This window comes from Halopseudomonas litoralis (assembly GCF_900105005.1).
In the GTDB taxonomy this organism is placed as follows: Bacteria; Pseudomonadota; Gammaproteobacteria; order Pseudomonadales; family Pseudomonadaceae; genus Halopseudomonas; species Halopseudomonas litoralis.
In genome coordinates, this window is the sequence record NZ_LT629748.1 from 1,483,363 (window position 1) to 1,502,143 (window position 18,781).

Here is an 18,781-nt window from a genome sequence, read left to right on the forward strand (position 1 = left end):
GTCGTGTTGTTATAAGCTGTTGTAAATTGTTTAAGTTGTATCCGTTCGGGGCCCTGCCTACAGAGCAGGTTCCCAGGTATGTTCGGTGGTCTTGGTTATGTGCGGTCGGTAGACCTTGCGATCGGCTGTGGTGCCGGTTTCGGTGACTGACCAGTCGCTGACTTCCTGTGATATAACCTGGCATTCAACGGGAGGCGGATCATTGGGATCCATACCCAATGGAGCGCAAAGCTGAGCCTGGGTGCGATGCAGGGAGCCGGTTAGAGGGAACGATTGATGAAACTCACTGCGCTTGAGAATACTTGCGGGCTGCCCCCACATGTCGTATTTATCTATCTGGCTCTGTTCTTCCACCCACCTGAAACCGAGCGAACCATAATCAAAGTGTGTTCGTAGCTCGCCATAAGAATAGCTTATTGATCTAGAGCGACCTAACCCATCAGGTACGACCATGGACCGAACGACGGATATCCCTCCTGCAATATCTGCAATAGGGAAAGTTGATCCTGTGCCTCTCGAGTAGCTAAGAAGCTGTGGAAGGGGAGAGTACGAAATAGTTGAAGTTTCGAGGTCTGTTTTAAAGGAAAGTATCCTGCCAGGGTTTTCCGAAAGGTTTCGCCCAGCTCTGACCCCATCCGGAGAAAATCCTATGACACTGTATCTTTCTCCACTTTCGTTGCTGGCAAACTCGACTCCGTTCATGTCTAGAATAGATGAGTTGAAAGTATCACTTCCCAGCAATATTAGAGAGCCGGACTGAAAGCCAAGAAAGTCTACTTTGGATGGTGAGAATCTGTTTTGCAGCACTATATCCGCCATCCCATCACCGTTATAGTCATGTAAACCCCGGAAAGCTCTAGAGGACTCTCGTGCTAGGGCCGAAACCAGATCGTCATCAGTGGGCTCGCTCATGGGATAGAGGGCAACGGGAGGTATTTCTTGTGTTCCGGTTGAAATAGGTACCAAGGAATTCCCGGTGTTTAGAAACACGGATATATTGAAAGTGCCATAGTGGTTTGGCCGGCTTTCACTGCGCTGTCCCATAAAAACCCTCGGCACATGGAAGTCATCGCATGGGCCGTCGGAGCCTGTGTTGGGCCTCGTAATGAACTTTGAGTCGAATCCGATTACATCCGGCAACCCATCACCGTTGACATCCGCAAGCATTCTTGGCGAGGCTGTTTGACTACCCCAAGATATTATTCGGCCACAGCCTCTAGCGCGATATCGACCCCATTTCTCAGAGCTCCATTTCGTCGGAGTGTCAAAACTGCTTCCAGTTGATAACGCAACCCATGCTCCATTAACATCAAATCCAACAATATCTGCTTTCCCATCACCATTCATATCTTCCAGCATACGCGGAGTCAAATCGTTACTGCTCCAACCGGCGTCACCGGTGAAAGCCGTTAGGGTGGAGAATGCTGGAGCACTCTCGAAGCGCGTCCTTTTGTTTAACGCCACAATAACTCGGCTTTTTGAGAAGCCAACGATGTCAGGTAGCCCATCACCGTCAACATCAGCCAACCCCCTGAGGTGGGAGTCTTGATGTTTCCATCCAGATCCCGTTCCGAAGTCGCTAAACCATCGTGTGGGGCTGTTGAAGCCACTACCGTTTGCGAGCGCGACCATGACTCCCGTCGAGGAAAAACCTACAATATCGTCCTTGCCATCCCCATTGACATCTACCACCAATCGAGGGAATTCCTCATTGTTTCTCCATCCTTTCGATGTTCCAAAGTCACTTAATTTCTTGTCTGGTGAATAAAATGAACTCCCATGTACACTGGGTAATGAAACATAAACACCGTCGCTGGCGAAGCCAACAATAGCTAATTTTCCATTGCCATTAATGTCCGCAAGTTCTCTTGGGTGTATACTTTGACTGCTCCAGCCTTGGCTTGCTCCGAAATTTGCTAGCACCCTAGTGAAGTCCGATATTCGTTTGCCTGTGGCTGGGTCTTTACCGTGCCCATATTGATTTTCAAGGTTCAAACAATTGATGAGTGATCCGTTTGGGCAATATTCTATTTTAGATATTGTTGACAAACTTGCATCGGACTGAGTGTAGCTGATCCGATAACGTGCTGAATTGACACTATTACTGACTCCGGCCAGCCGATAACGAACCTGAGCGCTGACACCTCCACCCACATAGACAGGGATAATGTCTGGCCTAGGCGTAGACGGTGCCCAGTCTAGCGTAATGGTACGAAATGAATTTTTGCCTGAAACCGTATTCCCCGCATAATTGATAGTCTGTGGGTACAGCATGCCCGAATCTGACAAGTAGTTAATATCGTAATAGTTGGTAAAACGGTCAGTAACCCTGCTCAGAGCCCAGACGGTGGGAATGACCGTGCTGGTACCCGCCGGGGTGATGCCTCTGCGACTGTTGGCTGTCTGGCCATACTGCATGACCTGCCCGTCTTGTGTCCTGATCTCAAACGCGGCTGTATTGCTGGAGAAAGCGCCCTTGCCGACAATCTTCAGGCCGCTGTCGATTTGGGTACGGTACTCTGCGTTATTGCCACCATAGATGCCGCTGACCAGTATCAGACGCTGGCCATCCAAACATAGTCGATCATTGTTGTTGAATTGCAGGACGCCATCATCTACCCCGTCGATCGCCTTGACCCGCGGGCATCGACTTAGCTGTGAGAAACCTCCGAGCGACCACCCCAAACCCAGCGGACCATTGCCGGCCTGGCTGGAATATTGTAATGAGAGGTTGGGTGGGAAGTGAGATGGGGGGATCAACAGTGGTAGATGATAGCTTGCAGCGCCACTGGGAGTGACTGTTAATTCGCCGGTTAGGGAAGTGCCAGGTAGGGCGGCCGCATATGCCAGTGACGAAACGCTGAAAAGGATTAAGGCACAGACAGATACCAGCCCACACAGGGGTTCTTTTTTTCTGGTCATTGTTACATCCATGTAGGCAATATTTTTTGAATATTAAAATTAGTAGCGCTCCAATAATAGTGAAATTTTCATTTCATATTTATTTCATTTTTTATATTTAGCAGTCTAATTAAATTCACTAAAAACGTGCCCATTCCCTTTGCTTAACAAATAGCGAAACTTCTGATTAGGCTTGGATATCTTGCTCCCCTCGCAAGATTTCGGTGTGGCGATGTATCTGACACAATCCTGCCTGAAAGAAGCAAGGTCTCCGGAACAGAAAGCGTAAAAAACCGCTTGGTGCCGTGCCATATACATTGTCGCGTTCATTCGCGGCCCTGGCCTATACCAAAGCTTTTAGTGAGGGCCAAAAGGGTCGGAAAGGGAATAATGGAACTGAAGGGGAAAGGCTCTATCCGAAGGCCAAAAGGTTGCCCCCGGCCCTACCCACTATGGGATGTCGCCATGCTTTCGCTGTTCCAGCGCAAAAGGAAACCGTCGGCCATCGAGATCACCTCACCTCCGATAGCTGAACTGCCCAGTGGGCTGATTCAACCTGAGTCGGCTACTGCACTGCTCGCTACGGCACGCAGACAGCGTCTGCTGGAACATATCTGGCAACGCACCTCGCTCTCCCGCATACAGTTTGCCAAGCTGTATCTGGCGCCTCTGGAGCGCTACGCAGAACTGGTTCAGCAATTTCCCGCCTCCGAGGCGCATCATCATGCCTACCATGGGGGCATGCTGGATCATGGTCTGGAGATTGTTGCCTTTGCCCTCAAGCTGAAGCAATCACATCTGTTGCCTGTTGGTGCTGCTCCCGAGGATCAATCCGCACAGGCCGAAGCCTGGACAGCCGCCATAGCCTATGCCGCCTTGCTCCATGACATTGGCAAGATAGCGGTGGATCTTCATGTGGAATACACCGACGGCGGTATTTGGCACCCGTGGCATGGCCCAGTGCGGCGTCCGTACCGCTTTCGCTACCGTAAGGATCGTGAGTACCGGCTGCATGGCGCCGCTACCGGGCTGCTCTATACCCGTGTACTCGATTGTGACACTCTGGATTGGCTCAGCAACTATCCCGAACTATGGTCGTCGCTGCTGTATGTGCTGGCCGGCCAATACGAACACGCGGGCGTGCTCGGTGAGCTGATCATCAAAGCCGATCAGGCGTCGGTGGCCCAAGCGCTGGGGGGTGATCCGACCAAGGCCATGGCTGCCCCCAAGCATGCTCTTCAGCGCAAACTGCTCGAAGGCCTGCGTTACCTGCTGCGCGATGAGCTGAAACTCAATCAGCCCCAGGCTTCGGACGGGTGGTTTACCGAAGATGCACTTTGGCTGGTCAGTAAAACCGTCTCGGATAAGCTGCGTGCGCACCTGCTTTCGCAGGGAATCGAGGGCATCCCCGCCAACAATACCGCCGTCTTTGATGTGTTGCAGGATCACGGCATCCTGCAGCCCACACCAGGTGGCAAGGCGATCTGGAAAGCCAAGGTGACCAGTGAGGCCGGTTGGTCGCACGCCTTCACCTTTCTGCGTCTGGCGCCTGCATTGGTCTGGGAGGCGGAGGAGCGGCCTGATCCCTATGCCGGAACCGTGGTACCACAACAAGAGGAGGCGGGCACAGATAGCTCCGATTCCCAGGCTATTTCGAGCACCACTGCAGTGCTACTACCGCAGGAAGGTGCGCAATCCCTGCCATCCACTCTATCCAGCACACCACCTGCTCCCGTTATAGATGACGTAGATGCTCTGTTGAGTTTATTCGAGGCGGATGCCACGCCGATCAGTGAGGCGGTATCAGAGCAGGCGAGGACGCAGCCGCCTGATGCCATTCCGAGTAATCAACCAGCTCGGCCTGTTCCAATCGAAGATGCTCGACCAGCCGAGTTGCCGTCGGGGGAGCATTTTATAGCCTGGCTGCGTCAGGGCATCCAAGCACGCAAGCTGATCATCAATGATGCACGGGCGCTGGTGCATACCGTGGCCGATACTGCCTACCTCGTCAGCCCGGGGATATTCCAGCGTTATGCGCAGGAATATCTGCAGGTCAAAACGCTGGCAAAGCAGGAGGGCTTATCTGAGTGGCGGTGGGTACAGAAGCGATTCGAGCGGCTTCAACTGCACCGCAAGCACCCAAGCGGCCTGAATATATGGATATGTGTGGTCTCGGGACCGCGAAAATCCAGGCAGCTTCACGGCTATCTGTTGAACGAGGCGTCCGTGCTATTCGAGTTGGCTCCCACCAACAACCCTTATCTGGCTCTGAAAGCGGAATCGAACGTGAATAACGCACCTGGCTCTATCGATGCTTTAAGTGGTTAATCGTTTTTTACAGGATTTATCTGGTAAAAATCTAAAAGTGACATATGAGTAACATGGTTAATGTTACGTAACATTTTTTCGGAAACGATAAAAACAGCTGAAAATGGAAGGTATACAGCAAATGTTGCGTAACATTTTTCATTGGTTTGTAATATATATAGCGAAGCTCTCTTGTTAGGCTTCCGGTGTTAGCCTTTTGTTTAATATCAGATGAAATTCGAATTATACTATCTTGGGGCGTGAAGGTTTCTGTCGCGAGTCAAATTCGCTGATTATAACGGTTAGTGAGTATTCGCCCGCTATCGGAGTCGTGAGCGAGCGCGCTGCTGGCCAGTATTGGTCCAATACTAACCCTAAAAATAGAATTGGAGACCCCATGGATCTGCGGCATCTGCGGTGTTTTTTGGTGGTAGCCGAGGAGCTGCATTTCACACGTGCGGCGAAAAGGCTGCACATTGAGCCATCACCGCTATCGCGCACCATAAAAGAGCTTGAAACAGAGCTGGGTGTCGTGCTGTTAAAACGTGACCGTCACAGCACTCGTTTAACGCATCCGGGTAAGGTGCTTATGCAGGAAGTTAAGCATGTATTCATGGCCCTGGAGCATGCAAAACAAAGCGTGATGGCCGCGGCGTCTGGCTATCGCAGTACATTGCGAATCGCATTGTCTGACGGTGCGGCTCTGCCTCAACTGGCGCCGGTTCTCGCACGCTGCCGGGAAGAGGTACCGGATGTAGACGTTCGGATAACTGAAGTACCGCTGTCAACTCAATTGCGTGGACTGCGTGATAACACTTTTGATGCGGGATTCTCTCGCTCAGCGGATGTGGGAGATTCGATTATTGCACGACCGGTCTGGAGCGATCCCTTGGTGATTGCCGTACCGATACGGCACCCCCTTTTGGTTCATGCTGAGATTCCCTTGTCGGAGCTGCTTCGCCATCCGCTGGTATTATGCCATCCGGAAATCTATACGGGATGTAGCCACCAGCTCAATCAAATTTTGCGTCGGGGTGACACTGAACCCATGGTCATAGAGCATGTGACTTCCATGGATATGATGCTGGCATTGGTCGCGGCTGGATACGGTGTGGGATTTACCACATTGTCGCATGTTGCGATGGGCCAGTATCCAGACATTGTGGCGCGACCGCTGGATATAGAGGACTCTGCACTCATTACGTATTTACTGAGGCCTGACACTATGCAATCCTCGCAATTGGAAGGGTTTGTCGCGCGGGTACTGAACAGTGTTGAGGATTCAGTGCCATTGGTATCCGGAGTAAACCGGTCTTTATAGATGTCTACCTCTATGCCTAAAAACGGCCGCAGATCTTATCGCATTTCAGAGTAAAACAGACACGCAAGGTTTTCGTTGTTAGGTCTAAAAAGCCAAGAATGCGAACATTCTCACAAATAACATATGAAGCCTCTAGTTAGGCACTTTGGTCGCTTGCTACACATCTTGTTACGGGATAGTTTTGCGGTCTGAGTGAGCGTTTATCTAATGATATCTGTGCCAAGGATTGCCAATGACAGATGAACGACCCGGGAAGCAGGTCGAGCATTGCCCAGCACGCGGATTCAGCTAGCCCCCAACAGCATTCTGATCGGTAGCCAGCAGGTGCCTTTATCACCGGGAATGGCGGTCAGAGCGGAGGTGAAGACAGGCAGGCGTAAAGTTATCGAATACTTCTTGAGCCCGTTGCGAAAGTATGTGAACGAAAGTCTTGTGGAACGGTGACAGTTGGTAAAAATGTGTTCTCATGCTTTATTTTTAGGTCACAGGGATCTGATGTGCTTAGACTGAGTTCGATTAGGGGGGGGCATATTCCGGGTTTTATAAAAAGTGTTCTCTATTTTTATCTTTGATTTTTTTGTACTTTATTTAATGGCAATAAAAGATCGGGATATATCTCCAGAGTATGAAGCTGAGCTTGAACATGTCACTCATAACGGTAGATCAAACATGCATCTGGCTTTTAATGGTCGCCGCTATAGCCCAATCACGCGCCTATGGTCAAACAATGAGCAGAGAGAGATGTATTATAGCTTGCAGAAAGGGGACTTGCTCATGGTTAGAGTTGATGAGTCAAACAAGGTTGTTTCATTGAGGTATCGTGGAGAGTATTTGCTTAGCTTGGATGATTATCTCCAGTGGAAGAGTTCTTCTCGAAAGCTGTGGGCAACGTCCTCGTTCTTCTTTCTAACTCTGTTCCTCATGCTGCGGCGCTTTGAATGTAAAAGGAATATATCATGAATAACATGTAACTCGGAGTTTATTGCCGCCAACGTGAAGACTGGCGTTTGGGAATATAAAGTTATAGAGGATATGTATGACGATGATGGCCGAGTTTATGCGGACCTGGCTGGCGTCGTTGGGAGGATTGCGAATGCAGTAAACGAGACCGGGTTAACCGTGAAGTTTGGCTTGTCGCACACTAGGGCGCTCGAAAAGCTCTTCATTGGGTATTCTGGTGCGTAACTGCACACGGCAGACCAACCAAGTACATTAATGTTGACCACTTCTTGTACCCGACTTGACCAGTAGATGGCAGAGACGCTATGGGCAGAGATCAGAAGCGGTCACCAGCGTGAATGGATGAACTATTGGATCTGCTCCAAGACTTAGCCTTGCTTTAGCTTCATACTAAGAACAATAGTCATACTCGAAGTTCTACTCTCATGAGAAAGAGATCCTGCGCGGTCTGACGTGAGAACAGCCCTTTACAAGCGCTGAATTGAAGCGGATGGGTTCTAGAGCAGCTTGAAGCCTTTCTCTACCACCATCTCGCGCAACTCTTTACGACCGCCCAGATACTCCATGCTCGTCATAGAGTTGTGCAGGGCACCCTTCCAGGTCTTGGGCGACATTTTTTGTTGGATGCGGAAGTCCTGACTCGCTTGCTCATAGCCTTCCACGTAGTCGCGGTAGTCTTCTTGATTGTAGCGATTGTAATGCAGTACCACCGGCTGCGCAGGACGCGGACGGATAGCACTGGTGCGGCTTGGGTCAGGACGCCCCAGAGCCATGCCGAAGGTGACGAAGGCGTGCTCGGGCAGGTTGATAATGCTGGCCAACTCCTTGGCAATGTTTCGCATAACTCCCAGATAAACGATACCCAAGCCTATTGACTCGGCTGCAAGAGAAGCGTTTTGAGCTGCCAGTGTGGCGTCCACGGATGCCATCAGAAACGAGTCTAGGTAGTTCAGGACGAATGGGTCGCCACCTTGGTCGCGGGTGATGGCCGCCGAACGAGATGTATCCGCTACCCAGAGCAAGAGTGCTGGAGCTTCCAATATCCATGGAAGGCGATCAACTTTTACTTCACGGGCGACGGTGTCGTGGATCTCTTTCTTCAAGGCCACATCCGTGACAGCTACCAAGCTCCACTGGTTGAGGGCCGAGGAAGTTGATGCCGATTGGGCGGCCGCGACCATCGTTTCGATCGCACCTTCAGGCAGCGCATCCGGCAAGAATGTCCGGACAGACTTGTGGCGAAGCATCGCTTCGACCACTGGAGTCATGATGACTTTTTCAGGCTTCACCTGGTTGCCGTAGCGTTGTCGAAGAAGGTCGATTTGTGCATTCGTAAGTCCAGTCATCTGAGGTCTCCTAAGAAATTTGGACAAAGAATCACGTTCTAGGTGGCAAAGATAAGCCACTAAAATGCGGCTACTTAATCCACGCGTGTGGACAATGGGTGGGGTGCGGTTAGAATCATCAGATGGATCATCTGACAGCAATTCGCACCTTTCAACGGATCGTTGAGACCCGGTCGTTCACCAAAGCGGCTGCTCACTTAGGTATGCCGCGCTCATCCGTCAGCAAGGCAGTACAGGAGCTCGAACAGCATCTTGGTACGAAGCTTCTCCAGAGAACGACACGCACGATTGCGCTCACTACGGAGGGAGCCAAGTACTACCAGAACGTCACACAGTTAGTTGCGCGGCTGGATGAGGCCGAGGCTGAATTACGTGGCGTAGCTGCTGCCTCACGCGGCAGGCTTCGAGTTGACCTTCACTCCTCGCTGGCTCAGTTTCTTTTGATACCGGTACTCAAGGAGTTCAGAGAGGGACACCCCCACATCCAGGTAGCACTGGGAGTTAGCGATCGCCCTGTCAACCTGATTGAGGAGGGAGCCGACTGTGTAATACGTGCCGGGCAGTTGGCAGATTCTTCGTTGGTTGCAAAAACGCTTTTTACAGACAAGCTGGTGACATGTGCAAGCCCCGAATACTTGATGCAGTATGGTACGCCGTCATCTCCAGCTGATTTGGAGCATCACCAAATCGTAGGGTATTTCAGCGCCTCAAACGGAGAGGTCTGGCCATTGCGTTTCAGCAAGCGAGGTGGAGAGCACCTTATTTCCCGCTTCGATGTCGCCACGAATGATAGTGCCAGCCATATCAATATGATCGTGAATGGAGCGGGGATAGGACAGACATTTGCCTTTGTGGCGGCCCGGTTTTTTGAGTCCGGTGCAATCGTACCAATCCTTGAGAAGCACACCTGCTCAACGATACCCATTTCAGTGATCTATCCATCGAATAAGCAGTTGAATGCTCGGGTACGTGTGTTCGTAGACTGGGTTGTGGAGCGGCTAGCCGTATGATCGCGGCGGTTGAAACCGGGGCCACCGGCTAGCTTCTTCGGACTGCAAAAATGTCAGTGGACGCTGCCCCCAGGAAGACGCACGCATTGGATGATTGGACGTCCGCTTTTGGCCGTTCTCTGCCTGTCGCGTCTCTGTCGCGGAAGGGGACGGGGTGAAGTAGAGCGAAATCTGTGGTCAAAGCCAGTGCAAACGGTCTGTGAGCACGATTGGGTTACCCGATGCGCTATGGACATGACCGATCCATATCGCATAATAATGGCTTCTTCCTATGGACAAACAGACGTAGGTCTGGATAGCGGTGTGACTAGGCATGGAGCCATGTCCATAGCGTGTTATTTCCTTTATATTGACGAGGCCTTTGCCGATCTAACCGGCATTAACGAGCTTGAACATCAGCACGGCAGATTCGAGCCAAAGCGCTGCAATTGACTGGCATCCCAACCGGTGTGGGGATCGCATCGACCAAGACGTTGGCAAAACTGGCCAACGCTGCAGCCAAGCGCTGGCAGCATCAGACCGGGGGAGTGGCCGATCCGCGAGGCCGTGGCCACCTATGTGGCTCGAGCATGTGAGAAGCTGCGCGCCCAGGGATCACTGTGCAAAAAGGTCCGCATTAGCATCCGCACCGGCATGTTCAATCCAGACGAGGCGAAATTTGCCAAAGGTGTGGTTTGTGAGCTGCCTTATCCAACCGATGATACCCGACTGGTGATCAAAGCAGCTCAGGCTGGGCTGGATGCTGTTTTCTGCAGCGGTTATGCATATGCCAAGGCCGAGATCCTGCTGCTCGACTTGCGGCAGCGCGGTGAATTCACAGATGATCTATTTGCGACCATGCAGCCCGCCTCAACTGAGCGGGTGATGGAGGTTCTGGATCAGATCAATGCGCGATGGGGAAGGGGAACACTACGCCCGGCTAGCGTGCTTGGCGCTGGGCTCTGAGGAGGAGCTCTTTTCTAAACCTGTCCGGGTGGGGAGGGCTTCTACTCATTGGCTGTTAGAGACCCCTCGAGCTGGATCAGGAATAGCTGCAGGCGGTTTAGATGCTAACGCCGCAGCGGGGCACTGGTTTTAGCCTGGTACCCCGCGGTTCAGTCATCATGGACCATTTAATGATTGCTGAATCGCTGGGCGAGGATCAGTGCCCAGTATTGATCAGTTTTTCTATCTCATGGCGCCGTTTACGGAACGAGTTGGGCGTTTCGCCAAACTGCTTGCGGAACCAGAGAATGAAGTGGGAAGCGTCCGAGAAGCCGGTCGCGTAGGCGATCTGAGTAACGTGCTTGTTGGTGTTCATCAACAACTGTCGGGCATAGTCCAGACGGAGTCTGCGCCAGTACCGGGCGGGTGATTCGTTGGTACAGGAAATGAAGGCACGGTGCAGCTGGCGCTCGTTGGTGCCGATACTCTGCGCTACAGCGGCCAAGGAGTCGGGGGCATCCATATGACTGCGCATGTAGCTGATAGCGCGTTCGACCATGTCGTTTTTGTACACATGCAGCTCGGTGACTCGGGGCTTGTCCGCCGGTGTCTGCCGCTGGATTTCTTCATCTTCCACCAACAGGTATTCCAGGCCTTTTTGTGCTCGTACGGTACCGCAATGCCGGCTGATCAGGTTGGAAGCCAGGTCGATTGCAGTGCCGCCAGGGCAGGTAAAAATGCCGTCATCATCGACATAGCTTTTGTCGGTTAACACCTCGGCCAGGGGGAAGCGCTGGATGAACTCTTCTCGAATGGTGAAATGGACTGCACAGCGGCGTCCATCAAGCAGGCCCGCTTGACCAAGTACAAACGAGCCGGAGCACAGGGCGATGATCTGGGTGCCAGCCTGATGCAGCTCGCGTAGCAAATCCAGCAACCACACCGGTGGGTTGCGAGTTTCACTCAACAACCCGCCAGCCAGTACCACGTAATCATATTCACCAATGACGCTCAGCGGCTTGGTGGGTGAAACCGGCATGCCACAGCTAGCGGTAACGGGTTGATCGTGGCAGGTCATCCAGTCCCATTTGCAGAATATTTGCTGGCTGCGAAATGAGCGGTCAGCGGCGAAACGCAACGAGTCCACCAGTCCGGCCACGGGAACCAGAGTGAACTGGTTCATCAGTATAAAACCAACACGCAGGTCAGGTTTGACAGTGGCATCCACCTCCCTGTCCTCAATGCTGGGTATCTCATAAGTGCTGGAAAATTTCATTGTTTTTGTCCTCACGTACCAGTCATCCCTGAAAAAATATCAAGGCGGCAGCGGGGTATAAGGCGTGGCAAAGAAGCCATACCATGCTGAACTTACATGCTAGGTGTAACCCGGATGTCATGAATATAACAGGAGACACTTGATCTGTAATATTTCGGACGGCCCGGGATGATGTTTCGGACAGGTGGTTATGCCGCCACGCTTTTCAGTTGGCTCAGCACATGCTGAGCTACGATCAGATCAAGGTGGGCACCGCCAGCGTTCTTATAGAGGGTTATATCCTCGTCTGCACGCTGGATGGAGGGTTGCTGGCAAAGGCCATACAGATCGAGTTCGATCTGTTCTGCGCTAATGATGCCGGTTTTCAGTGGGCCATGCAGGTCTCCGGATTGAACTGCGCTGGCGTGATCGCCGACAAAAATGCGACTGTTCCTTGCCGCATCATCGTCCGCTTCACGCATGTCCGGACGGAATCCACCCACCAGGTCGATATGGGTGCCGGGTTGGATCAGTGCTCCCCGAATCAACGGGCTGGTGCTGCTGGTGGCGGAGGTGATGATGTCCGCCTCGGTAACAGCAGCGTCGAGATCGGTGACGATCCGCGCCTTGATGCCCCGGCGCTGGAGCAGCTCATGGGTTTCGGTCAGGCGTGATGTTGTACGGTTCCAGAGCAAAATGGTGTCAATCGAAGGGCGGATGTGCAGATAGGCCTCGACCAGCGCTTGGGCGATGGGGCCGGAGCCCAGTGCCAACAGCACACGGCTGTCATCACGACTCAGACGTTGCGCTGCCAGAGCGGAGTCGGCGGCAGTTTTCCAGCGAGTGATAGTCGGTCCATCGAGAATCGCGGCGATAGCTTTGGTTTGTTCATCAATAACCAGAAACACTGCCTGTTCGGTAGGTTGCGCAGGGACTGCCATGCTGTTGGCCGGGTAGATGGATGACACCTTGACCCCAGCCCCCAGACCGGGCAGCACCACACTGCGGGTGAACAGACCATAGTCGGTGTCGCCGACAAAGACGTTGTCACCGAGCGGACGGGCATCCTGATGGGCAGCATACAGCGCGTTCAACACACCATCCCAGCTTACTACTGCAGAGATTTCCTCCGCTGAAATGAATCGCACTGCATTACCCTCCGTTTCGACAACATGCTCGTGGCGGCAACATTATCACCCGTTCTCCGGTGCTGACATATAACAGGGCTGACCGTTTCTGGAAGGCTCTGGGCACTGTCGGGTAGGCCGCGTGCTCTGCTGTTTCGGGAATGGCAAAGCTTCTGCTAATTGTCATTTTCCTTATAGGTATTCCGTGGCGCCGGCAGCAGAATCGGGGCATGGTTTACGAGGCAGTCAATATGAAAATAAGAGAAACACCTGCTGATGATAAGGTCTGTGGCTGGTTTGACCTAAGCAAAAGGAGGGTCCCCTGCGAAGCTGCCAAGGGGAACACCCGCGCCCGTTGGGCAGTAGTGGGTGCTGGACTGACCGGCCTAGCCGTTGCCCGTCAGCTGGGTAGCAACTTTCCGGACGATCAGATTGTGCTGCTGGAAGCGCAGGAAATCGGTTTCGGTGCTTCGGGCAGAAACTCGGGCTTCGCTATTGACCTGCCCCATGATATTGGCGCGGCGGACTATATCGGTGATCCTGCCAAGGCAAAGATGAGTCTGGCGTTGAATCGGTACGCACAGCAGCAGATCAGCGCCCTGGTCTCACAGTACGGTATCGACTGCCAGCTGGCTGCCGCGGGGAAATATCAGGCCGCGGTAGAGAACAAGGGCCTGAAAGTACTCGACGCTTATATGGGCGGACTGGACAGGCTGGGACAGAGCTACCAGGTGATCGACGGCAAGGATCTGCCGGAGCATATTGGCACCTCGTTCTATCGCAAGGCGTTGTTCACTCCCGGCACCATGCTGTTGCAGCCGGCAAGCCTGGTCAAAGGCCTGGCCGACAGTTTGCCGCAGAACGTAACGCTGTTCGAGAACTGCGCAGTGACCGAGGTCGAGTATTCAAGCCCGATTGTGTTGAGCCATTCTACCGGCAGCGTGGTCGTGGATAAGCTGGTACTGGCCAACAATGCGTTTGCTTCGCAATTCGGGTTTCTGAAAGGGCGACTGCTGCCGGTGTTTACCTATGCCAGCATGACGCGTCCGCTTACCAGCGAAGAGCAGATTCGGCTGGGCGGCAAGCAGCAGTGGGGCATTATCCCCGGCGACCCTTTTGGTACTACCCTGCGCCGCACGCCGGATCAACGCCTGCTGGTGCGCAACATGATGCGTTATCACCCTGACGGCAAGACCAACCGTCAGGTGCTGACGGCCGCCACCGAGATGCAGCGCAGGTCTTTTGAGCGGCGCTTCTCGATGTTGCCGAATATCGAGTTCGAATACACCTGGGGTGGCGCCATGTGCATGACACGCAACCATGCCGGGCATTTCGGGCCATTGCGTAAGGATGTCTACGGCGCCCTGGGCTGTAACGGCCTGGGTATCACCAGGGGGACCGGAACCGGCATGCTGCTGGCGGACTGGCTGGCTGGTAAAGACAGCGAACTGATCGACTTCCTGCTGTCCTCCGCTGGCCCCAGTGCCAACCCACCGGAGCCGCTGCTATCCATCGGAGTGAACTCCAGTCTGTACTGGGGACAATATCGTGCCGGACAGGAAAGCTGAACAGGTCCCGACCATCCATCAATATCCTGCCCGGACTCTCCGGGCATTTTCAGAGGAGTAATGACATGTCCGTGAAACTGACGGTAATCAGGCAGGCTGAACAATCCCCCATGGGTGAATTGACGCCGGCCAAGCTGCCGGTGGGTGAGGTGATTGCCCAATCCCGGCTGGGACAGGACGTTACCCTGGATGAGTCCGGGGCGTCAGTGGGCGTCTGGGATTGCAGCCCGGGTGTGTTCCGCCGGCATATCATGAATCGCGAGTTCAGCCACATCATCTCCGGCTGGTGCGTGTTCACTCCGGACGGTGGCGAGCCGGTGGAGCTACGAGCCGGCGATGCGGTGTTCTTTCCGGCCAACTGTGAAGGTGTCTGGGATATTCGTGAGCAGTTCCGCAAGACCTATGTGATCTTCTGATGGGCATCCGGACAAGCACCATTACGCGAATTGACACCACAGCCCGGGCCAGCAAGCTGGTTATCGCAGGTGACCGTGTCGAAACCTCCGGCTTGGTGGCAAACGACTGTACAGCGGATGTAGCTGGGCAGACACGGGACGTACTGGCGCAACTTGATGAGCTTCTGGCCAGAGCTGATGTCGGGCGAGAAGGCCTGCTGCGGGTGCAGATCTGGCTCGCGGACATGCAGGACTTCGAGGCGATGAACAGCGTGTACGACGCCTGGGTTGGTGAACAGCACCAACCGGCCCGCGCCTGCGTAGGTGCCCAGCTGGCCAGCGCCGACTACCTGATCGAAATCCAGGCTTGGGCCCAAAGGTAGTAACCGGATCCGAATCACTCGCTGAAACAGAGCAGGCTGGTACGGCTGTTCTGTCACTCTGACCCAGCAGGACATGTCATATGATCGCCCGTCTTGTACCCGAGCACCGGCTTGCCCGGGACTATCACAGATTTCTCCAGCAACTGCGTCAAGCGGGGTTTCGTGGAGAGATAACCCCGGACTATGCAATGCGCACGGTGCTGGCAACTGATAATTCCATTTATCAACGGCTGCCTCAGGCTGCGGTGTTTCCAATGGATGTTGCCGACGTCGGGTGCTTGGCGCGATTGGCGGTGCGAACTGAGTTTCGCGGTATTGTCTTGGCAGCGCGTGGTGGGGGTACCGGCACCAACGGACAGTCCCTGACTGAGGGTGTGATAGTTGATCTGTCCAGGCACATGAACGGCATTCTGGAAATAAATGCCGAGCAGCGCTGGGTTCGGGTGCAAAGTGGGGTAGTCAAGGATCAGCTCAATGCGGCTCTGCGTGCGCATGGGTTGTTCTTTGCTCCCGAGCTGTCGACCTCGAACCGTGCAACCATCGGCGGCATGATCAATACCGATGCCAGCGGGCAGGGCAGTTGTACCTACGGGAAGACCCGAGACCATGTTCTGGAATTGCAGACGGTGTTGCTGGGAGGCGAGCTGCTGCACGGCAAGCCCATGACTGAAAGTGAGTTGCAGTCGAATGTTCAGCGTGATGGCATGTGTGCGGAGGTGCTGCAGAGTGCCCGGGACATTGCAGATAGCCATGCGGAGCTGATCAAAACGACATTTCCCCAACTCAATCGTTGCTTGACTGGTTACGACCTGGCGCACCTGCGTCAGCCGGACGGCCGCTTTAATATAAATAACCTGTTGTGCGGGTCCGAAGGAACCCTGGGCTTTGTCGTGGAAGCAAAGCTGAACGTGCTGCCGATTCCGAAGTACTCGATCTTGGTGAATATTCGCTATTCCAGTTTCATGAGTGCCCTGCGTGACGCCAAGGCGTTGATGGAGCAGAAGCCCTTATCTATTGAGACGGTGGATTCCAAGGTGCTCATGTTGGCCATGCAGGACATCGTCTGGCATGAGGTGGCTGAATATTTTCCGGATAATTCGGACATTCCGACGCAGGGCATCAATCTTGTCGAGTTCAGCGGTGATTATTGGCTGGAGCTTGAGCAACGTGTACAAAGCTTTATCACACATATCCAGGCTGACGGGAGTGCCGATCGGCTGGGACACACACTCGCGATCGGGGAAGAGGCAGTTCAGCAGGTCTACGCCATGCGCAAGCGCGCGGTTGGCCTGCTTGGCAATGTGCAAGAACAGGCAAGGCCTCAACCCTTTGTGGAGGACACAGCTGTTCCGCCGGAGCGCCTTGCCGAGTACATATTCGAATTTCGCGCCTTGCTGGATGGTTACGGGTTGCAGTACGGCATGTTTGGGCATGTCGATGCCGGTGTTCTTCATGTGCGTCCGGCGCTGGACATGAAAGATCCGAAACAGGCCGCGATGATTCGGCCGATCACTGATGCGGTGGCTGCGCTGACGCAGAAATATGGGGGGTTGTTGTGGGGCGAGCATGGCAAAGGGCTGCGCTCGGAGTACGCACCGAAGTACTTTGGTGGACTCTATCCCGCCCTTCAGCAACTCAAGGCAGCCTTTGATCCGTTCAACCAGCTGAATCCCGGCAAGATTGCCACGCCAGCCAGCATGCCGGAGGTGCATCTTACAGCGGTGGATGGGGTTACCTTACGGGGCGACCTGGATCGTACTATCGCCGAGCAGGTATGGCAGAGCTATGACACGGCAGTGCAGTGCAATGGCAATGGAGCTTGCTACAATTTCGACCCTGATGATGCCATGTGCCCCTCATGGAAAGCGACCCGGGATCGTCGTCAATCGCCCAAGGGGCGAGCGTCCCTGATGCGAGAATGGTTGCGACAGCAGGGCGATATGGGTATTGATGTGCTGTCGCAAAGTGCTCGTTTGCGACAGGAGATATCTCTATCTGCTCCGTTTCGCAAATTGCGTAACACGCTGGCTATGCGGCGGGGTGAACAGGACTTTTCCCATGAGGTCTACGAGGCCATGGCAGGCTGCCTGGCCTGCAAGTCATGCGCAGGGCAATGTCCGGTGAAGGTCAACGTGCCGGATTTCCGTTCGCGCTTTCTGGAGCTATACCACGGGCGCTATCTACGACCATTGAAGGATTACCTGATCGGCTCGTTGGAATTCAGTATCCCCCTGTTGGCACGTTTTCCAAGGCTTTACAACGGGCTGATGGGTTTCGCGCCAATACAGCTGTTCCTTGAACGAGTGGCTGGCATGGTCGATAGCCCGCGACTCAGCTATCTGGACTTCGCCGGCACCTGCAAGCACTGGAACGTGGAAATGGCCACGCCGGCGCGGCTGAATCGATTGTCTGCGGCAGAACGTAAGCGTAGCGTGATCCTGGTTCAGGATGCGTTTACCCGCTACTTCGAGGCCTCGGTAGCGATGGACTTGATCGAGTTGGTCAGCCGACTGGGATACCGCGTCTATCTCGCACCTTTCTTCGCCAATGGCAAACCGTTGCATGTTCAGGGATTTCTCGGGGCTTTCGAAAAAACGGCGCGTCGTACTGGCGCGGCGTTGTCCGAACTGGATGCAACCGGGGTGGCACTGGTTGGCCTGGATCCTGCGATGACTTTGGCCTATCGGCAGGAATATACCAAGGTGTCCGGGCTTAAATTGCCTAACGTACGGCTCATCCAGGAGTGGTTACTGGAGGTGCTGCCGCAGCCTGAAGAGGATGCTGGCGAGATTGAGTGCTCTTATCAATTGCTCGCCCATTGCACCGAGAAGACCACGGCACCAGCCAGTGTCGGGCAATGGCAGGCCGTATTCGAGCGTTTGGGATTGGGGCTGTCAGTGCTGGCCACAGGCTGTTGTGGCATGTCGGGTACCTATGGACATGAAACACGTAACCTGAAAACCTCGAAGACGATTTATGCACAGTCTTGGGGGCGCTTGATCGCACAGCATGAGAGCACCGACAACTTGTTGGCAGACGGTTATTCCTGCCGCAGCCAGGTCAAGCGGATGGAAGGCAAGACAATTGCTCACCCTTTGCAGGCATTGCTGGCGTATGTGCGTGAGAGCAACCTGCATTGCTAAGCTAATGGGGGTGGTGGATATCTGCGTCATGTTGACCACCGCACCCAGCCTTGAATCCCCATCCATAATAATGAAACGGCCATGCGATCACCTTGTATCAGGAGTGATCGCATGGCCGGCATACCTCAGGCTGGTCAGTGC

General features: G+C 53.8%; 11 protein-coding genes and 1 pseudogene. 8 read left to right on the top strand and 4 right to left on the bottom strand.

Annotation, left to right across the window (positions count from 1 at the left end):
• Positions 1-57 precede the first annotated feature (57 nt).
• Entirely contained in the window at positions 58-2,922 is a 2,865-nt protein-coding gene (locus BLU11_RS07150; protein ID WP_172828678.1) for a SpvB/TcaC N-terminal domain-containing protein, read from the bottom strand.
• Positions 2,923-3,366: 444 nt separating this feature from the next.
• Here BLU11_RS07150 and mobH point away from each other — a divergent pair, with 444 nt between their 5' ends.
• Together mobH and BLU11_RS07160 are read left to right on the top strand one after the other, a co-directional pair.
• Entirely contained in the window at positions 3,367-5,229 is a 1,863-nt protein-coding gene (gene mobH / locus BLU11_RS07155) for a MobH family relaxase (RefSeq protein ID WP_090272702.1), read from the top strand.
• A gap of 376 nt (positions 5,230-5,605) precedes the next feature.
• The gene (locus tag BLU11_RS07160) at positions 5,606-6,529 is read left to right on the top strand and encodes a LysR family transcriptional regulator (protein ID WP_090272703.1); all 924 of its coding nucleotides are present in this window, start codon (positions 5,606-5,608) and stop codon (positions 6,527-6,529) included.
• A gap of 1,457 nt (positions 6,530-7,986) precedes the next feature.
• Here the strand turns inward: BLU11_RS07160 and BLU11_RS07175 are convergent.
• Positions 7,987-8,835: a nitroreductase family protein gene (locus BLU11_RS07175; protein ID WP_090272706.1), complete on the bottom strand. Its 849-nt coding sequence runs from the start codon at positions 8,833-8,835 to the stop codon at positions 7,987-7,989.
• A 122-nt stretch (positions 8,836-8,957) separates the two neighbouring features.
• Between BLU11_RS07175 and BLU11_RS07180 the strand changes: the two genes are divergently transcribed.
• Both BLU11_RS07180 and BLU11_RS19400 read left to right on the top strand, forming a co-directional pair.
• Positions 8,958-9,845 (top strand): LysR family transcriptional regulator, encoded by an 888-nt coding sequence (locus tag BLU11_RS07180; protein ID WP_090272707.1) that lies wholly within the window; start codon positions 8,958-8,960, stop codon positions 9,843-9,845.
• A 348-nt stretch (positions 9,846-10,193) separates the two neighbouring features.
• A pseudogene (locus tag BLU11_RS19400) lies at positions 10,194-10,772 on the top strand (DinB/UmuC family translesion DNA polymerase); the annotation flags it as partial.
• A 214-nt stretch (positions 10,773-10,986) separates the two neighbouring features.
• On the opposite strand, the gene BLU11_RS07190 reads toward BLU11_RS19400, so the two are convergent.
• Positions 10,987-12,045, bottom strand: coding sequence for a GlxA family transcriptional regulator (locus BLU11_RS07190; protein WP_090272708.1), 1,059 nt, complete (start codon positions 12,043-12,045; stop codon positions 10,987-10,989).
• Between the two features lie 188 nt (positions 12,046-12,233).
• On the bottom strand, positions 12,234-13,172 hold the full coding sequence (locus BLU11_RS07195) for an ornithine cyclodeaminase family protein (RefSeq protein WP_090272709.1): 939 nt from the start codon (positions 13,170-13,172) through the stop codon (positions 12,234-12,236).
• Positions 13,173-13,402: 230 nt separating this feature from the next.
• On the opposite strand from BLU11_RS07195, the gene BLU11_RS07200 reads away from it, so the two are divergent.
• The 4 genes from BLU11_RS07200 to ydiJ all read left to right on the top strand — a co-directional run bounded on the left by BLU11_RS07200 (position 13,403) and on the right by ydiJ (position 18,640).
• Positions 13,403-14,719 (top strand): NAD(P)/FAD-dependent oxidoreductase, encoded by a 1,317-nt coding sequence (locus BLU11_RS07200; RefSeq protein WP_090276313.1) that lies wholly within the window; start codon positions 13,403-13,405, stop codon positions 14,717-14,719.
• A 65-nt stretch (positions 14,720-14,784) separates the two neighbouring features.
• Positions 14,785-15,135, top strand: a complete 351-nt coding sequence (locus tag BLU11_RS07205) for a cupin domain-containing protein (protein WP_090272710.1) — start codon at positions 14,785-14,787, stop codon at positions 15,133-15,135.
• Positions 15,135-15,497: a RidA family protein gene (locus BLU11_RS07210; RefSeq protein WP_090272711.1), complete on the top strand. Its 363-nt coding sequence runs from the start codon at positions 15,135-15,137 to the stop codon at positions 15,495-15,497. Before BLU11_RS07205 ends, BLU11_RS07210 begins: the two co-directional genes overlap by 1 nt.
• An 80-nt stretch (positions 15,498-15,577) precedes the next feature.
• Positions 15,578-18,640 carry a D-2-hydroxyglutarate dehydrogenase YdiJ gene (ydiJ, locus tag BLU11_RS07215; RefSeq protein ID WP_090272712.1) on the top strand — a complete coding sequence of 1,021 codons (3,063 nt, stop codon included), beginning with the start codon at positions 15,578-15,580 and terminating at the stop codon, positions 18,638-18,640.
• The last annotated feature ends 141 nt before the right edge of the window (positions 18,641-18,781 follow it).

Excerpts from the sequence above, each read along its gene's own strand:
- BLU11_RS07150 (WP_172828678.1), bottom strand. The coding sequence starts at position 2,922 with ATGACCAGAAAAAAAGAACCCCTGTGTGGGCTGGTATCTGTCTGTGCC.
- mobH (WP_090272702.1), top strand. The coding sequence starts at position 3,367 with ATGCTTTCGCTGTTCCAGCGCAAAAGGAAACCGTCGGCCATCGAGATC.
- BLU11_RS07160 (WP_090272703.1), top strand. The coding sequence starts at position 5,606 with ATGGATCTGCGGCATCTGCGGTGTTTTTTGGTGGTAGCCGAGGAGCTG.
- BLU11_RS07175 (WP_090272706.1), bottom strand. The coding sequence starts at position 8,835 with ATGACTGGACTTACGAATGCACAAATCGACCTTCTTCGACAACGCTAC.
- BLU11_RS07180 (WP_090272707.1), top strand. The coding sequence starts at position 8,958 with ATGGATCATCTGACAGCAATTCGCACCTTTCAACGGATCGTTGAGACC.
- BLU11_RS07190 (WP_090272708.1), bottom strand. The coding sequence starts at position 12,045 with ATGAAATTTTCCAGCACTTATGAGATACCCAGCATTGAGGACAGGGAG.
- BLU11_RS07200 (WP_090276313.1), top strand. The coding sequence starts at position 13,403 with ATGAAAATAAGAGAAACACCTGCTGATGATAAGGTCTGTGGCTGGTTT.
- BLU11_RS07205 (WP_090272710.1), top strand. The coding sequence starts at position 14,785 with ATGTCCGTGAAACTGACGGTAATCAGGCAGGCTGAACAATCCCCCATG.
- BLU11_RS07210 (WP_090272711.1), top strand. The coding sequence starts at position 15,135 with ATGGGCATCCGGACAAGCACCATTACGCGAATTGACACCACAGCCCGG.
- ydiJ (WP_090272712.1), top strand. The coding sequence starts at position 15,578 with ATGATCGCCCGTCTTGTACCCGAGCACCGGCTTGCCCGGGACTATCAC.